Source organism: Rhizobium sp. S152 (assembly GCF_030380735.1).
Lineage (GTDB): Bacteria > Pseudomonadota > Alphaproteobacteria > Rhizobiales > Rhizobiaceae > Rhizobium.
This window is the reverse complement of sequence record NZ_JAUDRZ010000001.1, coordinates 124029-142806: the sequence shown is the minus strand read 5'-3', so window position 1 is coordinate 142806 and position 18778 is coordinate 124029. Positions and strand designations below refer to the sequence as shown.

Annotated in this window: 21 protein-coding genes and 1 riboswitch; of the genes, 8 read left to right on the top strand and 13 right to left on the bottom strand. The window is 61.7% G+C overall.

Annotation, left to right across the window (positions count from 1 at the left end; genetic code table 11):
* Positions 1-12: 12 nt before the first annotated feature.
* Both QTL95_RS00700 and QTL95_RS00695 read right to left on the bottom strand, forming a co-directional pair.
* Positions 13-651 carry a LysE family translocator gene (locus QTL95_RS00700; RefSeq protein ID WP_289718052.1) on the bottom strand — a complete coding sequence of 213 codons (639 nt, stop codon included), beginning with the start codon at positions 649-651 and terminating at the stop codon, positions 13-15.
* 124 nt (positions 652-775) lie between these two features.
* Complete coding sequence (locus QTL95_RS00695; protein WP_289718051.1) at positions 776-1687, bottom strand: polyprenyl synthetase family protein; 912 nt, start codon at positions 1685-1687, stop codon at positions 776-778.
* Between the two features lie 213 nt (positions 1688-1900).
* Between QTL95_RS00695 and mtgA the strand changes: the two genes are divergently transcribed.
* The 5 genes from mtgA to QTL95_RS00670 all read left to right on the top strand — a co-directional run bounded on the left by mtgA (position 1901) and on the right by QTL95_RS00670 (position 4943).
* Positions 1901-2566: a monofunctional biosynthetic peptidoglycan transglycosylase gene (mtgA, locus tag QTL95_RS00690; protein WP_442981239.1), complete on the top strand. Its 666-nt coding sequence runs from the start codon at positions 1901-1903 to the stop codon at positions 2564-2566.
* 95 nt (positions 2567-2661) lie between these two features.
* Positions 2662-3384: a DUF1868 domain-containing protein gene (locus tag QTL95_RS00685; protein WP_289718049.1), complete on the top strand. Its 723-nt coding sequence runs from the start codon at positions 2662-2664 to the stop codon at positions 3382-3384.
* A 14-nt stretch (positions 3385-3398) separates the two neighbouring features.
* A complete protein-coding gene (locus tag QTL95_RS00680) occupies positions 3399-4046 on the top strand; it encodes a glutathione S-transferase family protein (protein ID WP_289718048.1) in 648 nt (215 codons plus the stop codon).
* 155 nt (positions 4047-4201) lie between these two features.
* Positions 4202-4387: a 50S ribosomal protein L32 gene (rpmF, locus tag QTL95_RS00675; RefSeq protein ID WP_003543812.1), complete on the top strand. Its 186-nt coding sequence runs from the start codon at positions 4202-4204 to the stop codon at positions 4385-4387.
* A 148-nt stretch (positions 4388-4535) separates the two neighbouring features.
* Positions 4536-4943: a hypothetical protein gene (locus tag QTL95_RS00670; RefSeq protein WP_289718179.1), complete on the top strand. Its 408-nt coding sequence runs from the start codon at positions 4536-4538 to the stop codon at positions 4941-4943.
* A gap of 1 nt (position 4944) precedes the next feature.
* Here the strand turns inward: QTL95_RS00670 and phaR are convergent, their stop codons facing one another.
* Positions 4945-5505 carry a polyhydroxyalkanoate synthesis repressor PhaR gene (phaR, locus tag QTL95_RS00665; protein WP_289718046.1) on the bottom strand — a complete coding sequence of 187 codons (561 nt, stop codon included), beginning with the start codon at positions 5503-5505 and terminating at the stop codon, positions 4945-4947.
* A gap of 237 nt (positions 5506-5742) precedes the next feature.
* On the opposite strand from phaR, the gene QTL95_RS00660 reads away from it, so the two are divergent.
* Both QTL95_RS00660 and QTL95_RS00655 read left to right on the top strand, forming a co-directional pair.
* Entirely contained in the window at positions 5743-6924 is a 1182-nt protein-coding gene (locus QTL95_RS00660) for an acetyl-CoA C-acetyltransferase (protein ID WP_289718045.1), read from the top strand.
* A gap of 67 nt (positions 6925-6991) precedes the next feature.
* On the top strand, positions 6992-7717 hold the full coding sequence (locus QTL95_RS00655) for a beta-ketoacyl-ACP reductase (protein ID WP_289718044.1): 726 nt from the start codon (positions 6992-6994) through the stop codon (positions 7715-7717).
* Here QTL95_RS00655 and QTL95_RS00650 read toward each other — a convergent pair.
* The 8 genes from QTL95_RS00650 to metA form a co-directional block, all read right to left on the bottom strand.
* Positions 7714-7854, bottom strand: a complete 141-nt coding sequence (locus QTL95_RS00650) for a hypothetical protein (protein WP_197069530.1) — start codon at positions 7852-7854, stop codon at positions 7714-7716. The genes QTL95_RS00655 and QTL95_RS00650 overlap by 4 nt on opposite strands.
* A gap of 88 nt (positions 7855-7942) precedes the next feature.
* Positions 7943-8089: a hypothetical protein gene (locus QTL95_RS00645; RefSeq protein WP_289718043.1), complete on the bottom strand. Its 147-nt coding sequence runs from the start codon at positions 8087-8089 to the stop codon at positions 7943-7945.
* A 141-nt stretch (positions 8090-8230) separates the two neighbouring features.
* Entirely contained in the window at positions 8231-8959 is a 729-nt protein-coding gene (locus QTL95_RS00640; RefSeq protein WP_289718042.1) for an SIS domain-containing protein, read from the bottom strand.
* A 16-nt stretch (positions 8960-8975) separates the two neighbouring features.
* On the bottom strand, positions 8976-10127 hold the full coding sequence (gene nagA, locus QTL95_RS00635; protein WP_289718041.1) for an N-acetylglucosamine-6-phosphate deacetylase: 1152 nt from the start codon (positions 10125-10127) through the stop codon (positions 8976-8978).
* On the bottom strand, positions 10127-11158 hold the full coding sequence (locus tag QTL95_RS00630) for an SIS domain-containing protein (protein ID WP_289718040.1): 1032 nt from the start codon (positions 11156-11158) through the stop codon (positions 10127-10129). The genes nagA and QTL95_RS00630 overlap by 1 nt, the downstream gene beginning before the upstream one ends.
* Entirely contained in the window at positions 11155-11928 is a 774-nt protein-coding gene (locus QTL95_RS00625; protein ID WP_289718039.1) for a GntR family transcriptional regulator, read from the bottom strand. Before QTL95_RS00625 ends, QTL95_RS00630 begins: the two co-directional genes overlap by 4 nt.
* Positions 11929-12041: 113 nt before the next feature.
* Positions 12042-13064, bottom strand: a complete 1023-nt coding sequence (locus QTL95_RS00620; protein WP_289718038.1) for an aldose epimerase family protein — start codon at positions 13062-13064, stop codon at positions 12042-12044.
* A gap of 122 nt (positions 13065-13186) precedes the next feature.
* On the bottom strand, positions 13187-14110 hold the full coding sequence (gene metA, locus QTL95_RS00615; RefSeq protein ID WP_289718037.1) for a homoserine O-acetyltransferase MetA: 924 nt from the start codon (positions 14108-14110) through the stop codon (positions 13187-13189).
* A gap of 35 nt (positions 14111-14145) precedes the next feature.
* Positions 14146-14223: riboswitch (SAM riboswitch) on the bottom strand.
* Between the two features lie 152 nt (positions 14224-14375).
* Between metA and QTL95_RS00610 the strand changes: the two genes are divergently transcribed.
* Positions 14376-16205 (top strand): ABC transporter ATP-binding protein/permease, encoded by a 1830-nt coding sequence (locus tag QTL95_RS00610; RefSeq protein ID WP_289718036.1) that lies wholly within the window; start codon positions 14376-14378, stop codon positions 16203-16205.
* A gap of 9 nt (positions 16206-16214) precedes the next feature.
* Here QTL95_RS00610 and QTL95_RS00605 read toward each other — a convergent pair whose 3' ends face one another.
* Positions 16215-16838, bottom strand: a complete 624-nt coding sequence (locus QTL95_RS00605) for a DUF5666 domain-containing protein (RefSeq protein WP_289718035.1) — start codon at positions 16836-16838, stop codon at positions 16215-16217.
* A 114-nt stretch (positions 16839-16952) separates the two neighbouring features.
* A complete protein-coding gene (locus tag QTL95_RS00600) occupies positions 16953-18776 on the bottom strand; it encodes an ABC-F family ATP-binding cassette domain-containing protein (protein ID WP_289718034.1) in 1824 nt (607 codons plus the stop codon).
* Between the last annotated feature and the right edge of the window lie 2 nt (positions 18777-18778).

The following is an 18778-nucleotide window of genomic DNA, read 5'->3' as shown; positions in this document are numbered from 1 at the left end:
TCTTATCCAAAATCAAATCCGGCTGGTGAGAAGCTTCAGCCCTGCGAAGCAGTAGAAGGCCGCCATGGCGCCCTCGATCCAGCGGCGCAGGCTGACGTAGATTTTCAGCGCCTGCGGTGTGGAGAACAGCACCGCGTATCCCATAAACACGACGAAGCCCGTCGTCAGGCAGATGCCGACGATCAGGCCGGCCACCGAGGCCGGCGCGCCCTGCGGCATGCCGAGCGCGATGATCGCCAGCCATGCGAAGATCGCCTTCGGATTGGTAACGTGGATGCCATAGCCGCGCAGGAGCAGCGCGCGCGTCGACATGTTCCTCGGCGCGGCTGTTTGCTCGATGTCGTGGTTGGCGCGCACGGCCTTGAAGGCCTTGTAGGCGAGATAGAGCAGGTAGAGGCCGCCGAAGACCTTGAGGATCTCAAGCGCGACCGCATAGGTGTGCAGGATGGTGGCCAGACCGAGTGCCGCCGCGCAGGCCCAGGTGAACGAGCCTGCGAAAATGCCGAGCGAGATCGTCATGCCGGCCTTGCGGCCATGCATCATCGATGTCGAGACGATGGCCATGATGGCGGGACCGGGGCTGATGACGGCAACGATATAGGCGATGTAGGCAGGCAGGATTTGCGGAAGATAGCTGAGGGTCTCGTGCATGGCGCGTCTCTCGGGATGGCCGCTCATCGTCGCGGCCTTGCCTCAAGTTCTAGGCGCGTCCTGCGGCATCAGGCAAGGGAGGGCGGCTGCGACAGGTCCGGAAAACTTGTCCCGGTGACGCTTTTCAGCTCTTGCGCTTGGCAGTGAAGCGGGCAGCGTCTGCCAGTATGGTGGCGGCGTTGCCATATGGCTGGAGCAGGGCTTCGGCCTCGCGCACATGCTCGGCGAGCGTGGCCTCCGCCCAGGCCATGCCGTTGAGGCCGACCAACGTGCCCTTGCCTCGGCCAGCATCCTTGCCGGTTGCCTTGCCCATGGTGACGCTGTCGGCTGTCAGGTCCAGGATATCGTCGGCGAGTTGAAAGGCGAGACCGATGCGTTCGCCGAAGCGGCGCATCCGCAAGCGGTCTTCCGGCGTGGCGCCGGCGACGATGGCGCCTGCCTCGCAGGCGAAGCGGATGAGGGCGCCGGTTTTCATTGCCTGCAGCGTGACGATGCCCTGTTCGTTGGGTGCCTGCTTTTCAGCGGCGAGATCGAGCGCCTGTCCGCCCGCCATGCCGCCAATGCCGGAGGCGCGCGACAGCGCCAGCACCAACGCCAGCTTGGCGTCGGCGTCGATACCTTCGGTCGAGGCGATGATGTCGAAGGCATATGTCAGCAGACTGTCGCCGGCGAGGATCGCCGTTGCCTCGTCATAGGCGATATGGACGGTCGGTTTGCCGCGGCGCAGGTTGTCGTCGTCCATGGCGGGCAGGTCGTCGTGGACCAGCGAGTAACAGTGAACGCATTCGAGCGCGGCGCCAACCTTGAGCGCAGCCTCGCGGTCGCCGCCGAGCATCGTGGCTGTTTCCACCACCAGAAACGGGCGCAGTCGCTTGCCGCCGTTGAGTACCGCATAGTGCATGGCAGAGCGAAGGCTTTCCGGCCGGGCGATCTCGTCGTCCAGCACCTGCGCGGAGAGCAGCGTGTCGAGCAATGTCTCGATCGCGTGCGCATTGGTTGCCAGTCTGGTCTCGAATGTCTCAAAGCTCTCGTTCATGGCCGCTGTTTGGCACGGCCGGGCTTTGGCTGGCAACGGAATTGTCGATGGCGGCACCAAGATTTCCTTTGTCTCTGGCTTTGATGGTTCGCAGAGGCTATGGAGAAAGGATAAGAGGGCTGGGTCGGGGAATTGGACATAACGCCGGAGAGAGAGGACCGAATGGCCATGCCGGCTTACCGGCAAGCGCTTCTTTGGCTGAAGAGTCGCCCGATGATAATGCGCATTGCCGTGGCTATCGCCGGCCTCGTCGTTATTCCTTACCTCTTGATCATTCTCTATCTCGTGCCCTTCATCCACCCGGTCTCGACGCTGATGCTTCGCGATCTGGTGCTCCTGCGCGGCTATGACCGGCAATGGGTGTCGATCGACGATATCTCGCCCGTCCTCGTGCAGTCGGTGATGATGTCCGAGGATGGGCAGTACTGCTTTCATGGCGGCGTGGACTGGGGCGAGATGCGCATGCTGGTGCAGGATACGCTGAGCGGCCAATCGACGCGCGGCGGCAGCACCATTCCGATGCAGACAGCGAAGAACCTTTTTCTCTGGAATAGCCGCTCCTTCGTGCGCAAGGCGCTGGAACTGCCGCTTGCCGTCACCGCCGATTTCGTCTGGTCGAAACGGCGGCTGATGGAAATCTATCTCAACATTGCGGAATGGGGGCCGGGGATATACGGGATTGAGGCGGCGGCGCGGCATCATTTCAAGGTGCCAGCATCGAAGCTCAGCAGCCGCCAGGCGGCGCTGCTTGCCGTATCGCTGCCCAACCCCATCGACCGCAATGCCGGCAAGCCGGGGCGCGGGCTACGGAGACTGGCCGCCATCATCGAACGGCGCGCGCGTGGCTCCGGTGACTACATCAGATGCATTTATGAATGAGATGAAAAGATGTCGTTGGTCATGACGGCTGTCATCTGACATTCGTGGTTGACGCCTATGGACGGGCATCCTGCCATCAACTCCGGATATGCGCGATGACCACCACCGTCTTTTCCTCCTCGCTTCTCGACTACTCCGCCGCCCGGAACTCTGCTCCGCCTCGCCATCTTGGCACGCGCTACGGCAGCGACGGTCATTTCCTGCGAGAACCCGGCAATACGGTTGTCAGTCATCTGGTCGAGGGCACGTCGTCGCAGCGCGCCGTGATCGAGGCACGACAGGCGCAGCTCGACATGCCGGAGGCATCGCAGTTCGCGTTCACGCCGATCTCCAGCCTGCACATGACGCTGTTCCAGGGGATCATCGAGTATCGCAGGGCGCTTCCCTATTGGCCCGGCGATATCGCGCTGGATACGCCCATCGACAGCATGACCGATGTTTTCCATGACCGGCTACGGACCTTCGCGGCTCCCGAACCGTTCAATGTGGAAGCCATCGCGGTCACGCCGGCCGGTTTGACGGTGGCGGGTGCAACGCAGGAGGATCGCCGGATCATGAAAGACTGGCGCGATGCGCTCGCCGGTTTCTTCGGCTATCGCCATCCCGATCACGACAGCTATGTTTTTCACATCACCTTCGCGTATCCTGTCCGTTGGCTCGATGACGCTGCTCTGCCCGCATGGCAGGACATGCTCGACAGGACGCTTGAGGACCTGCGGCGGAAGGCGCCGGTTATCGCACTCAGGCCGCCCGCCTTCTGCGCATTCGAAGACATGAACCATTTCACGGAACGTCTCGTACTGACGGCTGATTGGTAGAAAGGACAAATCCCTTGGACAGGTTGACGCTCTATATCGGCAACAAGAACTACTCGTCCTGGTCGTTCCGGCCCTGGATCGCCATGGTCGCGGCGGGCGTGCCGTTCGACGAGGTGGTGGTTCCCTTTGACTTTGCCGCCGGCAATCCGCGCTTCAAGGAGTTTTCGCCAACGGGCCAAGTGCCAGTGCTTCACCATGGCAATACCCGAATCTGGCAGTCACTGGCGATCATCGAATATGTGGCCGAACTCTTTCCCGAGGTCGGCATCTGGCCCAAGGAGCGCGAGAAGCGAGCGGTGGCACGTTCTATCTCGATGGAAATGCTGGCGGGCTTCAGGGCGCTGCGCAACGCCTGCCCTATGAACATCCGCAGGCCGAAGGCGAAAATCGCGCTCGCCGACGGCGTGATGGCCGATGTCGCTCGCATCGAAACCATCTGGCGAGATCTGCGCGCGCATTCGGGCGGGCCGTTCCTGTTCGGCGCCTTTTCCGCAGCCGATGCAATGTTCGCGCCTGTCGTCAATCGCTTCGATACCTATGATCTGGTTACTTCAGGTGAGACGCTCAGCTACATGGCGGCGGTGAAGTCGCATCCGGCCTGGGTGGCCTGGGAGGAGGCGGCGCGCGCCGAGCCCTGGATCGTTGCGGAAGACGAGCTTTAAGCTGTTGCAGCTTGAATTCTAAAAAATAAAGCTGGGGACTGGTCAAGCCCCTCGAAGGCATGTATAAGCGCGCAAAATTTCCGAAATCGCGATACGTCGTTTCGGCCGCCAGTCTGGCCGTTGGATGTGTTCGCCCGTGAAGTGGAGTAATTAAAATGGCTGTACCGAAGAGAAAAACAAGCCCGTCCAAGCGCGGTATGCGCCGCTCTGCAGACGCGCTGAAGGCACCGACTTACGTTGAAGACAAGAACTCCGGCGAACTGCGCCGTCCGCACCATATCGATCTGAAGACCGGTATGTACCGCGGCCGTCAGGTTCTGACGCCGAAGGAAAGCGCATAATTTATCTTATGCGTTCTGCTTCAGCAGGATTTGCGAGGCCGGCTTTCAGCCGGCCTTTTGCATTTCAGTCACATTATCCCGCATGAAGTCTTGAAGTTATGCGGCGTTTTGCGGCACTATTCTTTCCGTTGAGGGGAGAATGCGCAATATGTTCAACGCCGTGCCGCTGATGATCATTCCTTTTATTCTGTATAATATGGCGATGTTCGGATTAATGGGCAGCGGCGGTCTTCCGGCGCTTCAGAACGACATGTTCGTTCTCTCGATGATTTCAGGTGCGATCTGGAGCATGTCGCTCGGCGACCTTCTGATCGTCGTGGCGCTCGCCATTCTCTTCTTTGAAATACTACGCGCAACCCAACAGTCGGGTACGCGGCTTGCCAATCACATGTTGTCGATGCTGGTGTTCATCGCCTTTCTGGTCGAGTTTCTTCTCGTTCAGGACGCGGCGACGCAGGTTTTCTTCATCTTGATGATGATTGCACTGATCGACGTGATCGGCGGTTTCGCTGTTTCCATACGCACCGCCGGCCGTGACGTGTCGATCGGACTCTAGCTTAGAGATTGTCGAGCTTGGTTTGAAGCGCGCGCAGCTGTTCCTTTAGTTCGTCGATATCCTTCGCCTCGGCCTTGCGGCCTTCCTTGGCGGCAGGCGCCGGGAAGGGCGAGAACATCTGCATGGCCTGCTGGAACATTTCGGTGTTGCGGCGGACCTGCTCTTCGACCATCTGCAAGTTCTTGGTAAGCGGCGTGTCGCCGAAGGCCCGGGTCACCTGCTCGCGCATCTGCGCCTGCTGCTCGGTAAAGGCGCGCATGGAATGCTCCAGGAAGCTCGGAACAACCATCTGCATCTGGTCGCCGTAGTAGGTGATCAGCTGACGGAGGAAGGAGATAGGCAGCAGAGTATTGCCCGTCTTCGATTCCTGCTCGAAAATGATCTGCGTCAGGACCGAGTGGGTGATGTCGTCACCGCTCTTTGCATCCTGTACCGTAAAGTCCTCCCCCTTTTTTACCATCTCCGCCAGGTCTTCCAGCGTCACGTATGTGCTGGTTCCCGTGTTGTACAGGCGGCGATTGGCGTATTTCTTGATTACAATCTGTCCCTCATTCTTCGCCATATCAGTCTCCCGAAGCCCATCTGATTGTCATTGAAATTCCTCCACCTAGGAATGTAGACGCAAAAGAATGCCGGTGACAATCTCTTTGTGCGATGCGGCAACCCCTTTTGTGACAGAGATAATTCGCCTTCGCTTATAGGCGTCAAAGAAACGTCGGGCCGTTGTCTTGTCGTTTGACTCCGCGCGGAAGCTTTGTCAGTTTCAGCTTATATGTGGTGGAGCCATGAGGAGACCGTGATGTCCAGTTCGTCCATCGTAATCGCGAGTGCCGGCCGTACCGCTGTTGGTTCATTCAACGGCGCTTTCGCAACAGTTCCGGCCCACGAACTGGGGGCGGTGGCCGTCCGGGGCGCGCTGGAGCGTGCCGGTGTCGACGCCGCCGAGGTTGATGAAGTCATTCTCGGACAGGTGTTGCCAGCTGGCGAGGGGCAGAATCCGGCGCGACAGGCCGCGATGAAGGCCGGCGTACCGAAGGAGGCGACCGCCTGGGGCGTCAACCAGCTCTGCGGTTCTGGCTTGCGCGCGGTGGCGCTCGGCATGCAACAGATCGCGCTTGGAGACGCCAGGATCATCGTGGCCGGCGGCCAGGAATCCATGTCGATGGCGCCGCATGCGGCGCATCTGCGCGGTGGCACAAAGATGGGCGACCTGAAGATGGTCGATACCATGATCAAGGATGGTCTGACCGATGCCTTCTACGGCTACCACATGGGCGTGACGGCGGAGAACATAGCGCGGCAGTGGCAGCTTTCCCGCGAAGAGCAGGATCGTTTCGCCGTCTCCTCGCAGAACAAGGCCGAGGCCGCGCAGAAGGCCGGGCGCTTCGCCGACGAAATCATTCCCTATGTCATCCAGACCCGAAAGGGCGACGTGACGGTCGATGCCGACGAATATATCCGCCACGGCGCGACGATGGACGCCATGGCCAAGCTTCGCCCGGCTTTCGACAAGGAAGGCTCGGTGACGGCTGCGAACGCGTCGGGCCTCAACGATGGTGCGGCGGCCGCCGTCCTGATGAGCGAGGCCGAGGCGTCGCGGCGGGGTATCCAGCCGCTGGCCCGCATCGTCTCCTGGGCGACTGCGGGCGTCGATCCGCAGATCATGGGCACCGGGCCTATACCGGCATCTCGCAAGGCGCTCGAGAAAGCCGGCTGGTCGATCGGCGACCTCGATCTCGTCGAGGCGAACGAGGCCTTCGCCGCGCAGGCCTGCGCCGTCAACAAGGATCTCGGCTGGAACCCTGAAATCGTCAACGTCAACGGCGGCGCGATCGCCATCGGCCATCCGATCGGGGCATCCGGCGCGCGCGTGCTCAACACGCTGCTCTTCGAGATGAAGCGCCGCGGCGCGAAGAAGGGACTTGCAACACTCTGCATCGGCGGCGGCATGGGCGTCGCCATGTGCTTCGAGGCATTCTAATAGCTTGCAATTGATGTTCCAATGAACCCTGCCGGATAGTGGGGACATTGCAAATGGGGAGCGGAACATGAGCAGAGTGGCTATCGTTACCGGGGGCACGCGCGGGATCGGTGCGGCGATTTCCCTGGCGCTGAAGAACAGCGGCTACAAGGTCGCTGCCAATTATGCGGGCAATGACGAGAAGGCGAAGGCATTTCACGATGCCACCGACATTCCCGTCTTCAAATGGGACGTCTCCGACTACGCGGCATGCGGCGAGGGGATCGCAAAAGTGGAAGGCGAACTCGGACCGATCGAAGTGCTGGTGAACAATGCCGGCATCACGCGCGACGCGATGTTCCACAAGATGACCCCGCAGCAATGGCACGAGGTGGTCAACACCAATCTCACCGGTCTTTTCAACATGACCCATCAGGTGTGGGCCGGCATGCGCGACCGCGGCTTCGGGCGCGTCGTCAACATCTCGTCCATCAATGGTCAGAAAGGTCAGATGGGGCAGGCGAACTATTCCGCCGCGAAGGCCGGCGATCTCGGGTTCACCAAGGCGCTCGCCCAGGAAGGGGCCGCCAAGAACATCACGGTCAACGCGATCTGCCCCGGCTATATCGGAACGGAGATGGTGCTTGCGGTGCCGGAGAAGGTGCTGAACGAGCGGATCATTCCGCAAATCCCGGTCGGGCGGCTCGGCGAACCAGAGGAGATCGCGCGCTGCGTCGTCTTCCTCGCATCCGACGATGCCGGCTTCATCACCGGCTCGACGCTCACCGCCAATGGCGGGCAGTTCTTCGTTTAGCGGATGGAGGCGGTGTGGCTGTCGTCGCTGCGTGAATGGGCGCCGGACTGCCTGCCGCTTTCATATGGATTGAGATATGCGGCATAGACGGCGAGCGCGATCGTCACGACAGCGGCTACGCCGATGATTTTGGTCATTGTCCTACCCTCCCGATTCCGGTGACGCATTCGTCGTCCGGACCGGTGTCGATATTGGGGCCGATTTAAGGAATAATTTGGCTGTTGCTCAGCCTTTTGGGTGGCGTCGCGCCCGCACCTTCACAGGCACCTTTTGAAGCGCCCTGTCCTCGCCGCGAAGGGCGGCCGTCGCGGTTGCAAGGAAGCCGGCTGCGATCAGAATTGCGACCGCCGAATTCAGGAGAAGCTGGGTCATGCCAATGGTCCTTTCGAAGCGCGGATGGTGCGTGTCCATCTCGTCTTTGCTTGGGAAGGAATATGCGCTCGAGCGCGTATATTCGCCAGATTGAACTCTGACGACCGACCGTCAACATGCCGTTGACGGTCAGCTCCGGTTTTACAGATGCGGGTTTCGCGGCCGGTATCGCTTCACAAGTCTCTCGTTCACCGCCGCCGCACCCGGCATGTTCGCGCTGAGATAGATCGGCGCTTCTCCCGCCTTGGAGAGTTGGGCCGCGACATCCGCGAAGACCGCGTTGATGATGGTCGCGCCGATCGCGGTCGATACTGGACCCACCTTCAATTCCGTGCCGGCGAGATCGATCACCGCGTCGCCGGGCGGGAGCCCATTGTCCAACACCACATCGGCGATGTCGGCGAGACGGCGGCGACCCTTTGCAACAGCGGTGGAATAGGCAACTGATGTGATCGCAATCACCTTGGCGCCGATCTCCCGTCCATAATCGGCGGCCTCGATCGGGGCTGCGTTCACGCCGGAATTCGAGGCGATAATGATGACGTCGCCGGGCTGCATGCCATAGCGTTCCAGCACCGGTTTCACGAGGCCCTGCGTGCGCTCGTAGACGGAGCTGATGACGGCGCCCTCATGCAGCATCGCGGAGCCGACCAACACCGGTACGGTGAACGCGAGACCGCCGGCGCGGTAATGCACTTCCTCGGCCAGCATATGCGAGTGGCCGGTGCCGAAGACGTAGACGCGCTTGTCGTTTCGGGCAGCGTCCAGGATGGCGGCAGCGGCAGCGGCCATCGGGTCGGCAAGCGAAGTCTTCAGCGACTGAAGCCGTTCGATCAGGCCGGAGAAATAGAGGTCGGTTATTTCAGTCATGTTTCATCTCCGCCCATCAGGCCGCTTCGCCGCTGATCCAGGTGCGGGTGACCTTGATGTCATCGGTCAGATGCACGAGGTCGGCACGGGCGCCGGGTACCAAATGGCCCCGGTCGTCGAGATGCAGGAAGCGGGCGGGATAGAGCGTCGCCATGCGTAGCGCTTCGGCCAGCGAGAGATCTAGATAGGTGACGCCGTAGCGGATCGTGGATGCCATATCGACGTCGGAACCGGCGAGCGTGCCGTCGGACAGGACCAGCTTGGAGCAGAAGCCGCCGCGCTCGCGGCGAACCGTGCGGCCGTTCAGCGTGAAGCTGTCGCGTTCGGATCCGACCAGCGACATGGCGTCGGTGACAAAGAAAAGCCTACCCTCGCCGCGCTTGGCGCGTAGCGCGGTGCGCAGCGCCTTCGGATCGACGTGATGTCCGTCGGCGATGATACCGCACCAAACGGATGGGTGGTCGATCGCCGCGCCCACGAGACCGGGTGCGCGATGGCCGAGCTGGCTCATGGCGTTGAATAGATGAGTGACGCCGCGTGCGCCGGCATCGAACCGCTCCTCGGCGGCCTCGCTCGTGCAATCGGAGTGGCCGATGCTGACCGTGACGCCGGCTTCGCTCAGCTCGCGTACCTGGCGCGGCGTGACCTGCTCGGCGGCCATGGTGACCAGCAGGGTGCCGATCGATTGCTTCGCTGATATCAGCGCCTTGACGTCGGCGTCTTCCACCGGCCGCATGAGTTCTGCGAGATGGGCGCCCTTGCGTGCCGGCGCCAGATGCGGCCCTTCTAGATGCAGGCCGGCGACGCCCTTATTTGATGTCACGGCGTCTTTGGCCGCTTCGACTGCCGCAGCGGTTGCCGTCGACGTGTCGGTGATCAGGGTCGGGAGAAGCGCGGTGGTGCCGTAGGGACGGTGGCCGGCCGCGATCATGTACATCGAAGCAGCTGACGGCTCGTCGTTCAGCATTCGTCCACCGCCGCCATTGACCTGCGCGTCGATGAAGCCGGCGGAGAGCACGCCGCCTTCAAGCGCGATGTGCTCGCCATCGGGCAGGTCGTTGCCTGCGATGATCGCCTCGACCCTGCCGTCGGAAACGATCAATGCCCTGTCGTCGTGAAAGCGCTGGCCGTCGAAAATGCGCGCGCCGGTGAATATCTTGCGGGCCATCAGACCGTCTCCGTAACCTTCAAAAGGTTTGCCGGCTTGTCGGGATCGAAGCCCTTGCGGCGCGTCACCGACTCGATCAGGCGGTAGTAGACGAGCAGCGAGACCAATGGATCGAGCAGGCCGTTGCCCGTCGTCGGCACGCGTAGGTTGATGCCGGCAAGCGGCTGCGTCGAGAAGGGTACGGTGGTCGCGCCGAGTTTCTGCAGGCGCTCCAGCGCCTGGACGTTGTTGGCATAGGCAGAGTCGTCAGGGGTGAAGGCGACGATGGGAAAGCCCGGCTGGACGAGGCGCATCGGCCCGTGCATGAGTTCGGCAAGCGAGAAGGCTTCGGCATGCAGGCCGGCGGTTTCCTTGGCCTTCAGCGCCGCCTCCAGCGCGATGGCGAAGGCCGGCCCGCGGCCACCGGTGTAGAGCGAGGTGGCGTTGAAGAGCACGTCTTCGGCGGCTGCAGTGTCGATGCCCGATGTTGCCTCCAACGCTTCCGGCAGCTTTTCGAGAGCGTGCTGAAGATCGCGCTTGGCGCCGATGGCGGCGGTGACGCCGGAGAGCGCGGCAACCGACGCGATGAAGGACTTGGTTGCCGCGACGCTCTTTTCCGCGCCGGCGTTCAGGTTGAGCACCAGGTCGGCCTGCTTCGCCAGCGGGCTGTCGGTGACGTTGACGACCGCGATGGTCGTGGCGCCGCCGCGCTTGGCCGCATCCTGCAGCGCAACGATATCGGGGCTCGCGCCGGACTGCGATACGGTGAAATGAATGCCGCCCTTGAGGTGCAGCGGGGCGCCGTAGACCGAGGCTATCGACGGGCCGATCGAGGCAACCGGAACGCCGCAGGTGATTTCGAACAGATATTTGAAGAAGGTCGCCGCATGGTCCGAGGAGCCGCGTGCGGCCGTCGTCACGACGCTCGGCGCGCCCGTTGCAAACAGCCTGGCGATTTCGTCGAAGACCGGCTTTTCTTTCTGAAGAAGCGTTGCCACAACGTCCGGCGATTGGCCGGCTTCCTGCAACATCAGTGACTTGGTTTCACTCATAGGTCGTCTCCAATTCTCAATTCTGCAACGAAGTCATAGGCATCGCCACGATAGTGCGAGCGGGTGTATTCAACGACGCGCTGGTCTTCCAGGCGCGACACGCGTTCGATCAGCAGCGCCGGGGCGCCGGGTTTCACGTCGAGCGCCGCCGCCGAGGAGGGATCGAGCGTGACGGCGGTCAGTCTCTGCAAGGCGCGGACCGGGCGGTGGCCGCTTGCCGCCAGCGCCTCATAAAGCGAGCCTTCGCCACCCTCGTTTCCGCCCAGGAACTTGATGGGCACGACCGCGCGTTCGATCGCCAGCGGCAGTCCGTCTGCGAGGCGCAGGCGATCGAGGCGCAGCACCGGCTCGTCCAGTCCCAGGCCCAGCAGGAAGGCTTCCTCGGGAGAGGGCGTGTTGACGGCGCGCGAAATGATCCGCGCCGCTGGTGCGCGGCCGCGTGAGCGCATGTCGGCGGAAAAGGACGAGAGACGCCACAGCGATTGCTCCATTCGCTCCACCTTGCTGGAAACGAATGTGCCGCTGCCATGGCGCGATTCAAGGGTGCCTGCGCTCATCAGATCACGATAGGCGGTGCGAACCGTGACGCGGCCGATCTTCAAGGCTTCGGCGAGGTCACGCTCGCCGGGAAGCGCCGTTCCGGGCTTGAGCAGACCCTCCTGAACCAGGCCGGTCAGTGCCTGCGCAAGCCGCTTGTACAGCGGCCCGGTCAGCGCATCGTCGCGCAGGCCGCGGCTTTCGATCTCGGCGATGAGACTGGTTCTATCCATCTTTCAATAATAGAACCTATATGGAACCAATCGCAACCCCCAAAACATCCGATCACGAAAAACCTCCGCAGCGGGCTGCGAGGGTTTTGTCGACTTGGTTTGCGTACGACAGGTCAATTCTTCGAGAAGATGTAGTCGGTCTCCTGCCGCAGCACCTCACCGGGGCGCAGCACGGCGTTGGGGAAGCGCTCATGGTTGATGGCGTCAGGCCAGACCTGGGTTTCCAGGCAGAAGCCTGCGAACGGACCGTATTTGCGGCCGCCGATGCCGGGTACCGGAACGTCCATCTTGAAACCGGCATAGAACTGAATGCCCGGTTCCGTGGTGCGGACTTCCATCGATATGCCGGAGTGCAGGCTGCGCACCAAGGCGACGGAGCGCTTGGCGGTACGGTCGCTGGAGAGGCAGAAATTATGGTCGTAGAGCGCCTGCTCCGAGCCTTCGAAGCGCTTCATCGGCGCCATTTCACGGAAATCGAAAGCCGTGCCCTCTACCGGGCGAATCTCGCCGGTCGGAATCTGCAGATCATCCGTGACGAGATAGTTGTCGGCGGCGATCATGATGTCGTGGCCGAGAGCATCCTCTCGGCCGTCGAGGTTGAAATAGGCGTGCTGGCAGACATTGGCCAGCGTCGGCTGGTCGCTTATCGATTCGTAGGAAACCGAGAGCTCGCCGTGGCCATGAACGCGGTAGGTAACCTGGATCGTGCTGTTGCCGGGATAGCCGCCACGGCCATCGGCATCGACGATCTTCAACACCACGCGGTCGGCTTCATGCTCGACGATGGTCCAGTTGCGCTGGGCGATGTTGTCGAACCCGCCGTGCAAATGGGAGGCGCCGTTCTCGTTCAGATCGAGCTGATAGGTCTTGCCATCGAGCGTGAATTTGCCGCCGCCGATCCGGTTGGCGCAACGGCCTGGCGTGGCACCAAAAAAGGGGGAATGTGCGGGATAGCTGTCGAAGTCGTCAAAGCCGAGCGTCAGCGGCGCGTAATGGCCATCGAGCCGCAGATCCTGGATCACGGAGCCCCAGGTGATTACCTTCGCCGTGAGGCCGCCGCCGCTGATTCTTACGCGGTAGACATCTTCTCCAGATTTGGTCTTTCCGAATATTTCCCGTTCCAACTCTGTCGCCATAGCCGCCGTTCCTCCAATCCTGATTCAGGTGTCGGAAACTGCCCCCATTCTTTGGAAACCGCAACCTGCCGATAGTAAAAGAAATGCCGCGGCAAAGGCGCGCGGCATCCTCGTTTTCGTTGTCAGGCCGTCTTGCCGATCTCGTCGAGATAGTAGGGCGTCGTCTGGTAGATCTCGTTGATCCAGTTGCCGAACAAGAGATGCGCGTGACCGCGCCAGCGGTTCTGCGGCGCAAGCGACGGATCGTTATGCGGGAAGTAGTTATGCGGCATCTTGATCGGTACGCCGGCATTGACGTCGCGGAAATACTCGTCGGAAAGCGAGGTTGAATCATATTCTACGTGGTTGAACATGTAGAGCCGTTTGCCTTTGGTCTCATGCACCAGGCAGACGCCCATCTCGCTCGATTCCATCAGGACTTCCAGATCTTCCGATTTTTCGATATCGGCGCGGCGAACTTCCGTCCAGCGCGATACCGGCACCTCGAAGTTGTCGGAGAAGCCGTTCAGATAAACAGAGGACGGCTTGAGGTTCTGGTGGCGATAAACCCCGAAGGCCTTCTCCTTGAGCTCGTATTTGGGCACCCCGTGAAAATGATAGATTGCGGCCATGGCGCCCCAGCAGACATTCATCGTCGAGTGGACGTTTGTTTCCGTCCAATCGAAAATCTGCTGCATTTCCGACCAATAGTTCACATCCTCGTAGGGCATCAGTTCAATCGGTGCGCCGGTGATGATGAAGCCGTCGAACTTGCGATGCCTGACCTCCTCCCAGGTCTGGTAGAAGGAAAACAGATGGTCCTCGGAGGTGTTCTTCGCCTTGTGGTTTCCAACGCGAACCAGCGAAAGCTCCACCTGCAGCGGCGAAGCGCCGATGAGGCGCGCCATCTGCAGTTCTGTCTTGATCTTGTTCGGCATCAGGTTGAGGAGCCCGATCTGCAGCGGCCGGATGTCCTGGCGGATTGCCGCCGTTTCGGTCATCACGCGGACGCCTTCCTGAACCAGGGTTCCAAAAGCGGGCAGGGTATCGGGAATCTTGATAGGCATTGCGGTCACTCGACGAGAAAAACGAAAATATCGCTATCGGTCCGCACGCGGCCCTTTAGCAACTTCTTTAACGTGGCTGCAAGCCGGCCGGCCAAATCACCACGGAGTGGTTTAAATAGACCCAGTCGGGCCGCGAATCAATCTCCGAAACGTGCGGCGCAAACCGCCGCTGAGTAACTCACGCATTAAAGCGTGCTAAAATCTGTTGCTGGGACAAGCCGATGCACCATGTTATTGAGATGAAAAGACGGCTTAGGAAAGCATAATGGCAGATGACGTCAAAGGCACGCCGAGCAATCAAAGCCAGGACCGGGTAGGTTACGACCTCAGTCTGATCTTCCGCCTGAAGGTGATGTTCTCGGCATTCTGGAATTCCAGGGTGCGCGGGAAGGTGCTGCTGCTATCGACAGCCTTGATCGGTGTGATCCTGGCGACGGCCTATGCGACCGTTATCCTAAACCAGTGGAACGCGCCGTTCTACGACGCCATCTCGCGCCGTGATCTGCCGGGCTTCTTTCATCAGTTGAAGATCTTCGCCCTGATCGCCGGCATGCTGCTCCTGCTCAACGTCGTCCAGGCCTGGTTCAACCAGATGACGGCTCTCTACATGCGCGAGGGGCTGACGCGCGATCTTGTTGATCAATGGCTCCGGCGCAAGCGCGCTCTTCGTCTGGCATCGAGTGGACTGATCGGCGTCAATCCCGACCAGCGCCTGCACGAGGATGCGCGCAACCTTGCGGAAAGCACGACGGGCCTCGTCATTGGTCTCGTGCAGTCAACCATTCTTCTGGTCAGCTTCATCGGCGTGCTGTGGGAGCTCTCCAGCGGCTTCGTCTTCCACTTCGGCGACCGCAGTTTTTCCATTCCCGGCTACATGGTGTGGGCCGCCATTTTCTACGCGGCGTCGGCCTCGGTGCTCAGCCAGCTCGTCGGCCGCAAGCTCGTCAAGCTCAATGCCGACCGTTTCTCCAAGGAGGCAGAGCTCCGCTTCGCGCTGATGCACGCCAATGAGAATATCCCTGCGATCACCGCGGCGCGCGGCGAAGAGAACGAGCGCGGACGGATCAATACGGATATCACCTCGCTGCTCGATGTCCTGAAGAAGCTCGCCATGGCCAATGTCAACCTGACTTGGGTGTCGGCGGGCTATGGCTGGCTTGTTGTGGTCATCCCGATCATCGTCGCGGCGCCGGCCTATTTCTCCGGAAGCCTGACTTTCGGCCAGTTGATGATGTCGGTGGGGGCTTTCAACCAGGTGAATGCGGCCTTGCGTTGGTACGTCTCGAACTTCGGTCCGATCGCCGAATGGCGCGCCACGCTGATGCGCGTCACCGATTTCCGCCAGGCGCTGACCACCATGGGTGATGATGTCGATCACAAGGAGATGATCGCCTACGAGCGGAGCGCGCCCGACACGCTGACGCTCGACAATGTCAGGATCGCCGCCAAGATCGGTGAGGAGATCGACCAGTGCGGCGGTTTCCGGCTGCACGAGGGCAGCGTCACGATCAAGGCCGGCGAGAAGGTGATGATCAACGGCGATCACAGCGTCAACCGCAAGCTCCTGTTCCTGGCGCTGTCGGAACTATGGCCCTGCGGCGGCGGCAAGATCGGCCTGCCACCGACCGACGACATGCAGTTTCTGCCGCAGTCGGCCTATATTCCGGGTGGTACGCTGCGGGAGGCGCTGGCCTTCCCCGAACCCGCGGATAGCTACAAGACCGACGACATGGTGGCGGCTCTCGACAAGGCCGGGCTGCACAATCTCGTCGCCCGTCTCGACACCCGCGCGCGCTGGGACAAGCTGCTCGATTCCGACGAGCAGAGAGCAATCGGCTTTGCCCGTCTGCTTCTGGTACGCCCGCGCTGGATCTTCTTCGACGAAGTGCTGGAAGGCATGGAGCCGGAATGGCAATCGACGATGATGAAGGTGCTGCAAACGATGCCCGAGGCGACCATGATCTATATCGGCCGCTCCGAAACCTACGTCGAAACCTTCCATCCGCGCGTGCTGCATCTGGAGCCGCTGGCCGGGAAAGTGGAAGCCAAGCCCGCGACGAAGGCGCCGGGCAAGCCGGCGCCGGTCGACGGGTAATCCGCTCCGTTACATCGGCGGCACAAGGCCATTGGCACCGACGGTCACGCGGCTGGCGGTGACGGCGCCATCGGCCGCCTTCTCGCCCATGACGATGATGTGGGCGCCCGGCGTCAGGTCGCTCTTCTCGGCCGATGTCAGCGTCACGATCGGCGTCTCGTTGGCGATCGAGATGGTCTTCTCTTTACCCTGATAGGTCAGCGTGACGCTGTGACCATCGACGGACTTCACGGCCTTTGCCACGGTGGCGTTGGTCATGCTACTGTTCGGCTTCAAATCCCAGGGGCGGCTGCCTTCGCCGGTACCTTTCATGGCGGCAGGGAAGATCAGCACTTCAAGCGCACCATCGCCACCATCGGCTTTCGGCAGCGAGGCGATGCCGACGAAGTCGCCGGGCTTGATGTCCTCGACGGACGCCTTCCTGACGCCGCCGACCTGCCAGTCCGGCTTCAGGGTGATGGTCTGGTCGTTGCCCTCGCGGGTCTTGACCACGAGCTTGTCGCCGGTGAGGCTGGCGACGTCGCCACGCACGCGGACGCGCTCGGCATCGGCGGCATGGGCGGCTTGTGTGGCAATGACGAGAGTGCTTGCGGCGAAGGCAGCTGCCGCAATAGATCTGAGATAACGAGACATGGGTTTTCTCCTCGCGGCCCGGGGCATGGGCTCGCGGGAGAGCTTAGTCCCGCCCTTTCGGCGGTGACCAATCAATGAAACGTGAGGAAGACGCCGGCCTGCCCGAGACCGGGATCAGCCTTCCAGCTCTTCCCTCAGCATTTCGAGTTCCAGCCATTCCTCTTCCATCTTCACCAGGCTGTCGCGAAATTTTTCCATTTCGGCGGCCAGGCGGTTGAACGTCGTGGGGTCCTTGGAGAAGAGGTTGGGGTCGGCCATCTTTTCCTCGCGCTTGGCGATCTCGGCTTCGGCCTTCGCCATCTCCTTGGGCAGGTTTTCGAGCGCGAACTTCTGCTTGAAGGAGAGCTTCCCCTTGCCCTTGGGCGCTTCGGCGGCGGGGGCCGCGTCCTGCGCTTTCGCCTTTTCGGCTTTCTCCGCCTTCTTGCGTTCGTCGGCTGCACCCTTGCGCTGCGCCAGCATGTCGGAATAGCCGCCGGCGTATTCGATCCAGCGGCCATCGGGCGCGTCGGGAACGGCGGGTGCGATGGTCGAGGTCACGGTGCGGTCGAGGAAGTCGCGGTCGTGGCTGACGAGGATGACGGTGCCAGGGAAGCCAGCCACGACTTCCTGCAGCAGATCCAGTGTCTCGATGTCGAGGTCGTTGGTCGGCTCGTCGAGGATCAGGAGGTTGGATGGCCGCGCCAGCATGCGGGCGAGCATCAGGCGGGCGCGTTCGCCGCCCGAGAGGTTCTTGATCGGCGTGCGGGCCTGCTCCGGCTGGAACAGGAATTCCTTCATGTAGCCGGTGACGTGGCGCTGCTCACCGTTCACAAGCAGGTTCTCGCCGCGGCCGTCGGTGAGATAATGCGCCAGCGTGTCCTCGGGGTTCAGATCCTCGCGCTTCTGGTCGAGCGTGGCGATCTCCAGATTGGTGCCGAGCTTGATGATGCCGGTGTCGGGCTGAAGCTGACCGGTCAGCATCTTCAGGAGCGTCGTCTTGCCGGCGCCGTTCGGGCCGACGAGGCCGATGCAATCGCCGCGATGAACGCGGATCGAAAACGGTGTGACGATCGGGCGCTCGCCATAGGTCTTGGTGATCTTGTCGGCTTCGATGACCAGCTTGCCGGATTCCTGGGCGTCCGAGACAGTCGCCTGGACGGTGCCCTGCGGACCTTTGTGGCCGCGATAGTTGGCGCGCATCGTCTGCAGTTCGCCAAGGCGGCGCATGTTGCGCTTGCGGCGCGCGGTGACGCCATAGCGCAGCCAGTGCTCCTCGCGCTCGATCGCCTTGCCAAGCTTGTGCTGCTCCATCTCCTCGGCTTCGAGCACTTGGTCGCGCCAGGCTTCGAAATGGGCAAAGCCGCGGTCGAGGCGGCGCGAGTTGCCGCGGTCGAGCCAGACGGTGGCAGTGGAGACCTTTTCGAGGAAGCGTCGGTCGTGCGAGATCAGCACCAGTGCGCTGCGGGTCTTCTGCAGCTCGCCTTCCAGCCATTCGATGGTGGGCAGGTCGAGGTGGTTGGTCGGCTCGTCGAGCAGCAGGATATCGGGCTCGGGAGCGAGAACGCGGGCAAGGGCGGCGCGGCGCGCTTCGCCGCCGGAAAGGTTCTTCGGATCCTCCTCGCCAGTCAGGCCGAGATGCGAGAGGAGGTAGGTGACGCGGTATGGATCGTCGCCCGGACCAAGCCCCGCTTCCGCATAGGCCTGTACGGTGCTGTAGCCGGCGAAATCGGGCGCCTGTTCGAGATAGCGCACCGTCGACGACGGATGGCGGAACACCTCGCCGGACTGCGCTTCCACCATGCCGGCGGCGATCTTCAGCAGCGTCGACTTGCCGGAGCCGTTGCGGCCGACGAGACAGATCTTGTCGCCAGGCTCCACCTGCAGGGCAGCACCGGCCAGAAGCGGCGCGCCGCCGAAGCTCAGGAAGATGTCGTCGAGTTTAAGGATAGGGGGCGCCAAAA

Excerpts from the sequence above, each read along its gene's own strand:
- QTL95_RS00655 (WP_289718044.1), top strand. The coding sequence starts at position 6,992 with ATGAGCAGAGTGGCTATCGTTACCGGGGGCACGCGCGGGATCGGTGCG.
- phaR (WP_289718046.1), bottom strand. The coding sequence starts at position 5,505 with ATGGCGAAGAATGAGGGACAGATTGTAATCAAGAAATACGCCAATCGC.
- QTL95_RS00640 (WP_289718042.1), bottom strand. The coding sequence starts at position 8,959 with ATGACTGAAATAACCGACCTCTATTTCTCCGGCCTGATCGAACGGCTT.
- QTL95_RS00610 (WP_289718036.1), top strand. The coding sequence starts at position 14,376 with ATGGCAGATGACGTCAAAGGCACGCCGAGCAATCAAAGCCAGGACCGG.
- QTL95_RS00670 (WP_289718179.1), top strand. The coding sequence starts at position 4,536 with ATGTTCAACGCCGTGCCGCTGATGATCATTCCTTTTATTCTGTATAAT.
- nagA (WP_289718041.1), bottom strand. The coding sequence starts at position 10,127 with ATGGCCCGCAAGATATTCACCGGCGCGCGCATTTTCGACGGCCAGCGC.
- QTL95_RS00645 (WP_289718043.1), bottom strand. The coding sequence starts at position 8,089 with ATGACCCAGCTTCTCCTGAATTCGGCGGTCGCAATTCTGATCGCAGCC.
- QTL95_RS00685 (WP_289718049.1), top strand. The coding sequence starts at position 2,662 with ATGACCACCACCGTCTTTTCCTCCTCGCTTCTCGACTACTCCGCCGCC.
- QTL95_RS00660 (WP_289718045.1), top strand. The coding sequence starts at position 5,743 with ATGTCCAGTTCGTCCATCGTAATCGCGAGTGCCGGCCGTACCGCTGTT.
- QTL95_RS00605 (WP_289718035.1), bottom strand. The coding sequence starts at position 16,838 with ATGTCTCGTTATCTCAGATCTATTGCGGCAGCTGCCTTCGCCGCAAGC.
- QTL95_RS00630 (WP_289718040.1), bottom strand. The coding sequence starts at position 11,158 with ATGAGTGAAACCAAGTCACTGATGTTGCAGGAAGCCGGCCAATCGCCG.
- mtgA (WP_442981239.1), top strand. The coding sequence starts at position 1,901 with ATGATAATGCGCATTGCCGTGGCTATCGCCGGCCTCGTCGTTATTCCT.
- QTL95_RS00625 (WP_289718039.1), bottom strand. The coding sequence starts at position 11,928 with ATGGATAGAACCAGTCTCATCGCCGAGATCGAAAGCCGCGGCCTGCGC.
- QTL95_RS00620 (WP_289718038.1), bottom strand. The coding sequence starts at position 13,064 with ATGGCGACAGAGTTGGAACGGGAAATATTCGGAAAGACCAAATCTGGA.
- rpmF (WP_003543812.1), top strand. The coding sequence starts at position 4,202 with ATGGCTGTACCGAAGAGAAAAACAAGCCCGTCCAAGCGCGGTATGCGC.
- QTL95_RS00700 (WP_289718052.1), bottom strand. The coding sequence starts at position 651 with ATGCACGAGACCCTCAGCTATCTTCCGCAAATCCTGCCTGCCTACATC.
- QTL95_RS00650 (WP_197069530.1), bottom strand. The coding sequence starts at position 7,854 with ATGACCAAAATCATCGGCGTAGCCGCTGTCGTGACGATCGCGCTCGCC.
- QTL95_RS00695 (WP_289718051.1), bottom strand. The coding sequence starts at position 1,687 with ATGAACGAGAGCTTTGAGACATTCGAGACCAGACTGGCAACCAATGCG.
- metA (WP_289718037.1), bottom strand. The coding sequence starts at position 14,110 with ATGCCTATCAAGATTCCCGATACCCTGCCCGCTTTTGGAACCCTGGTT.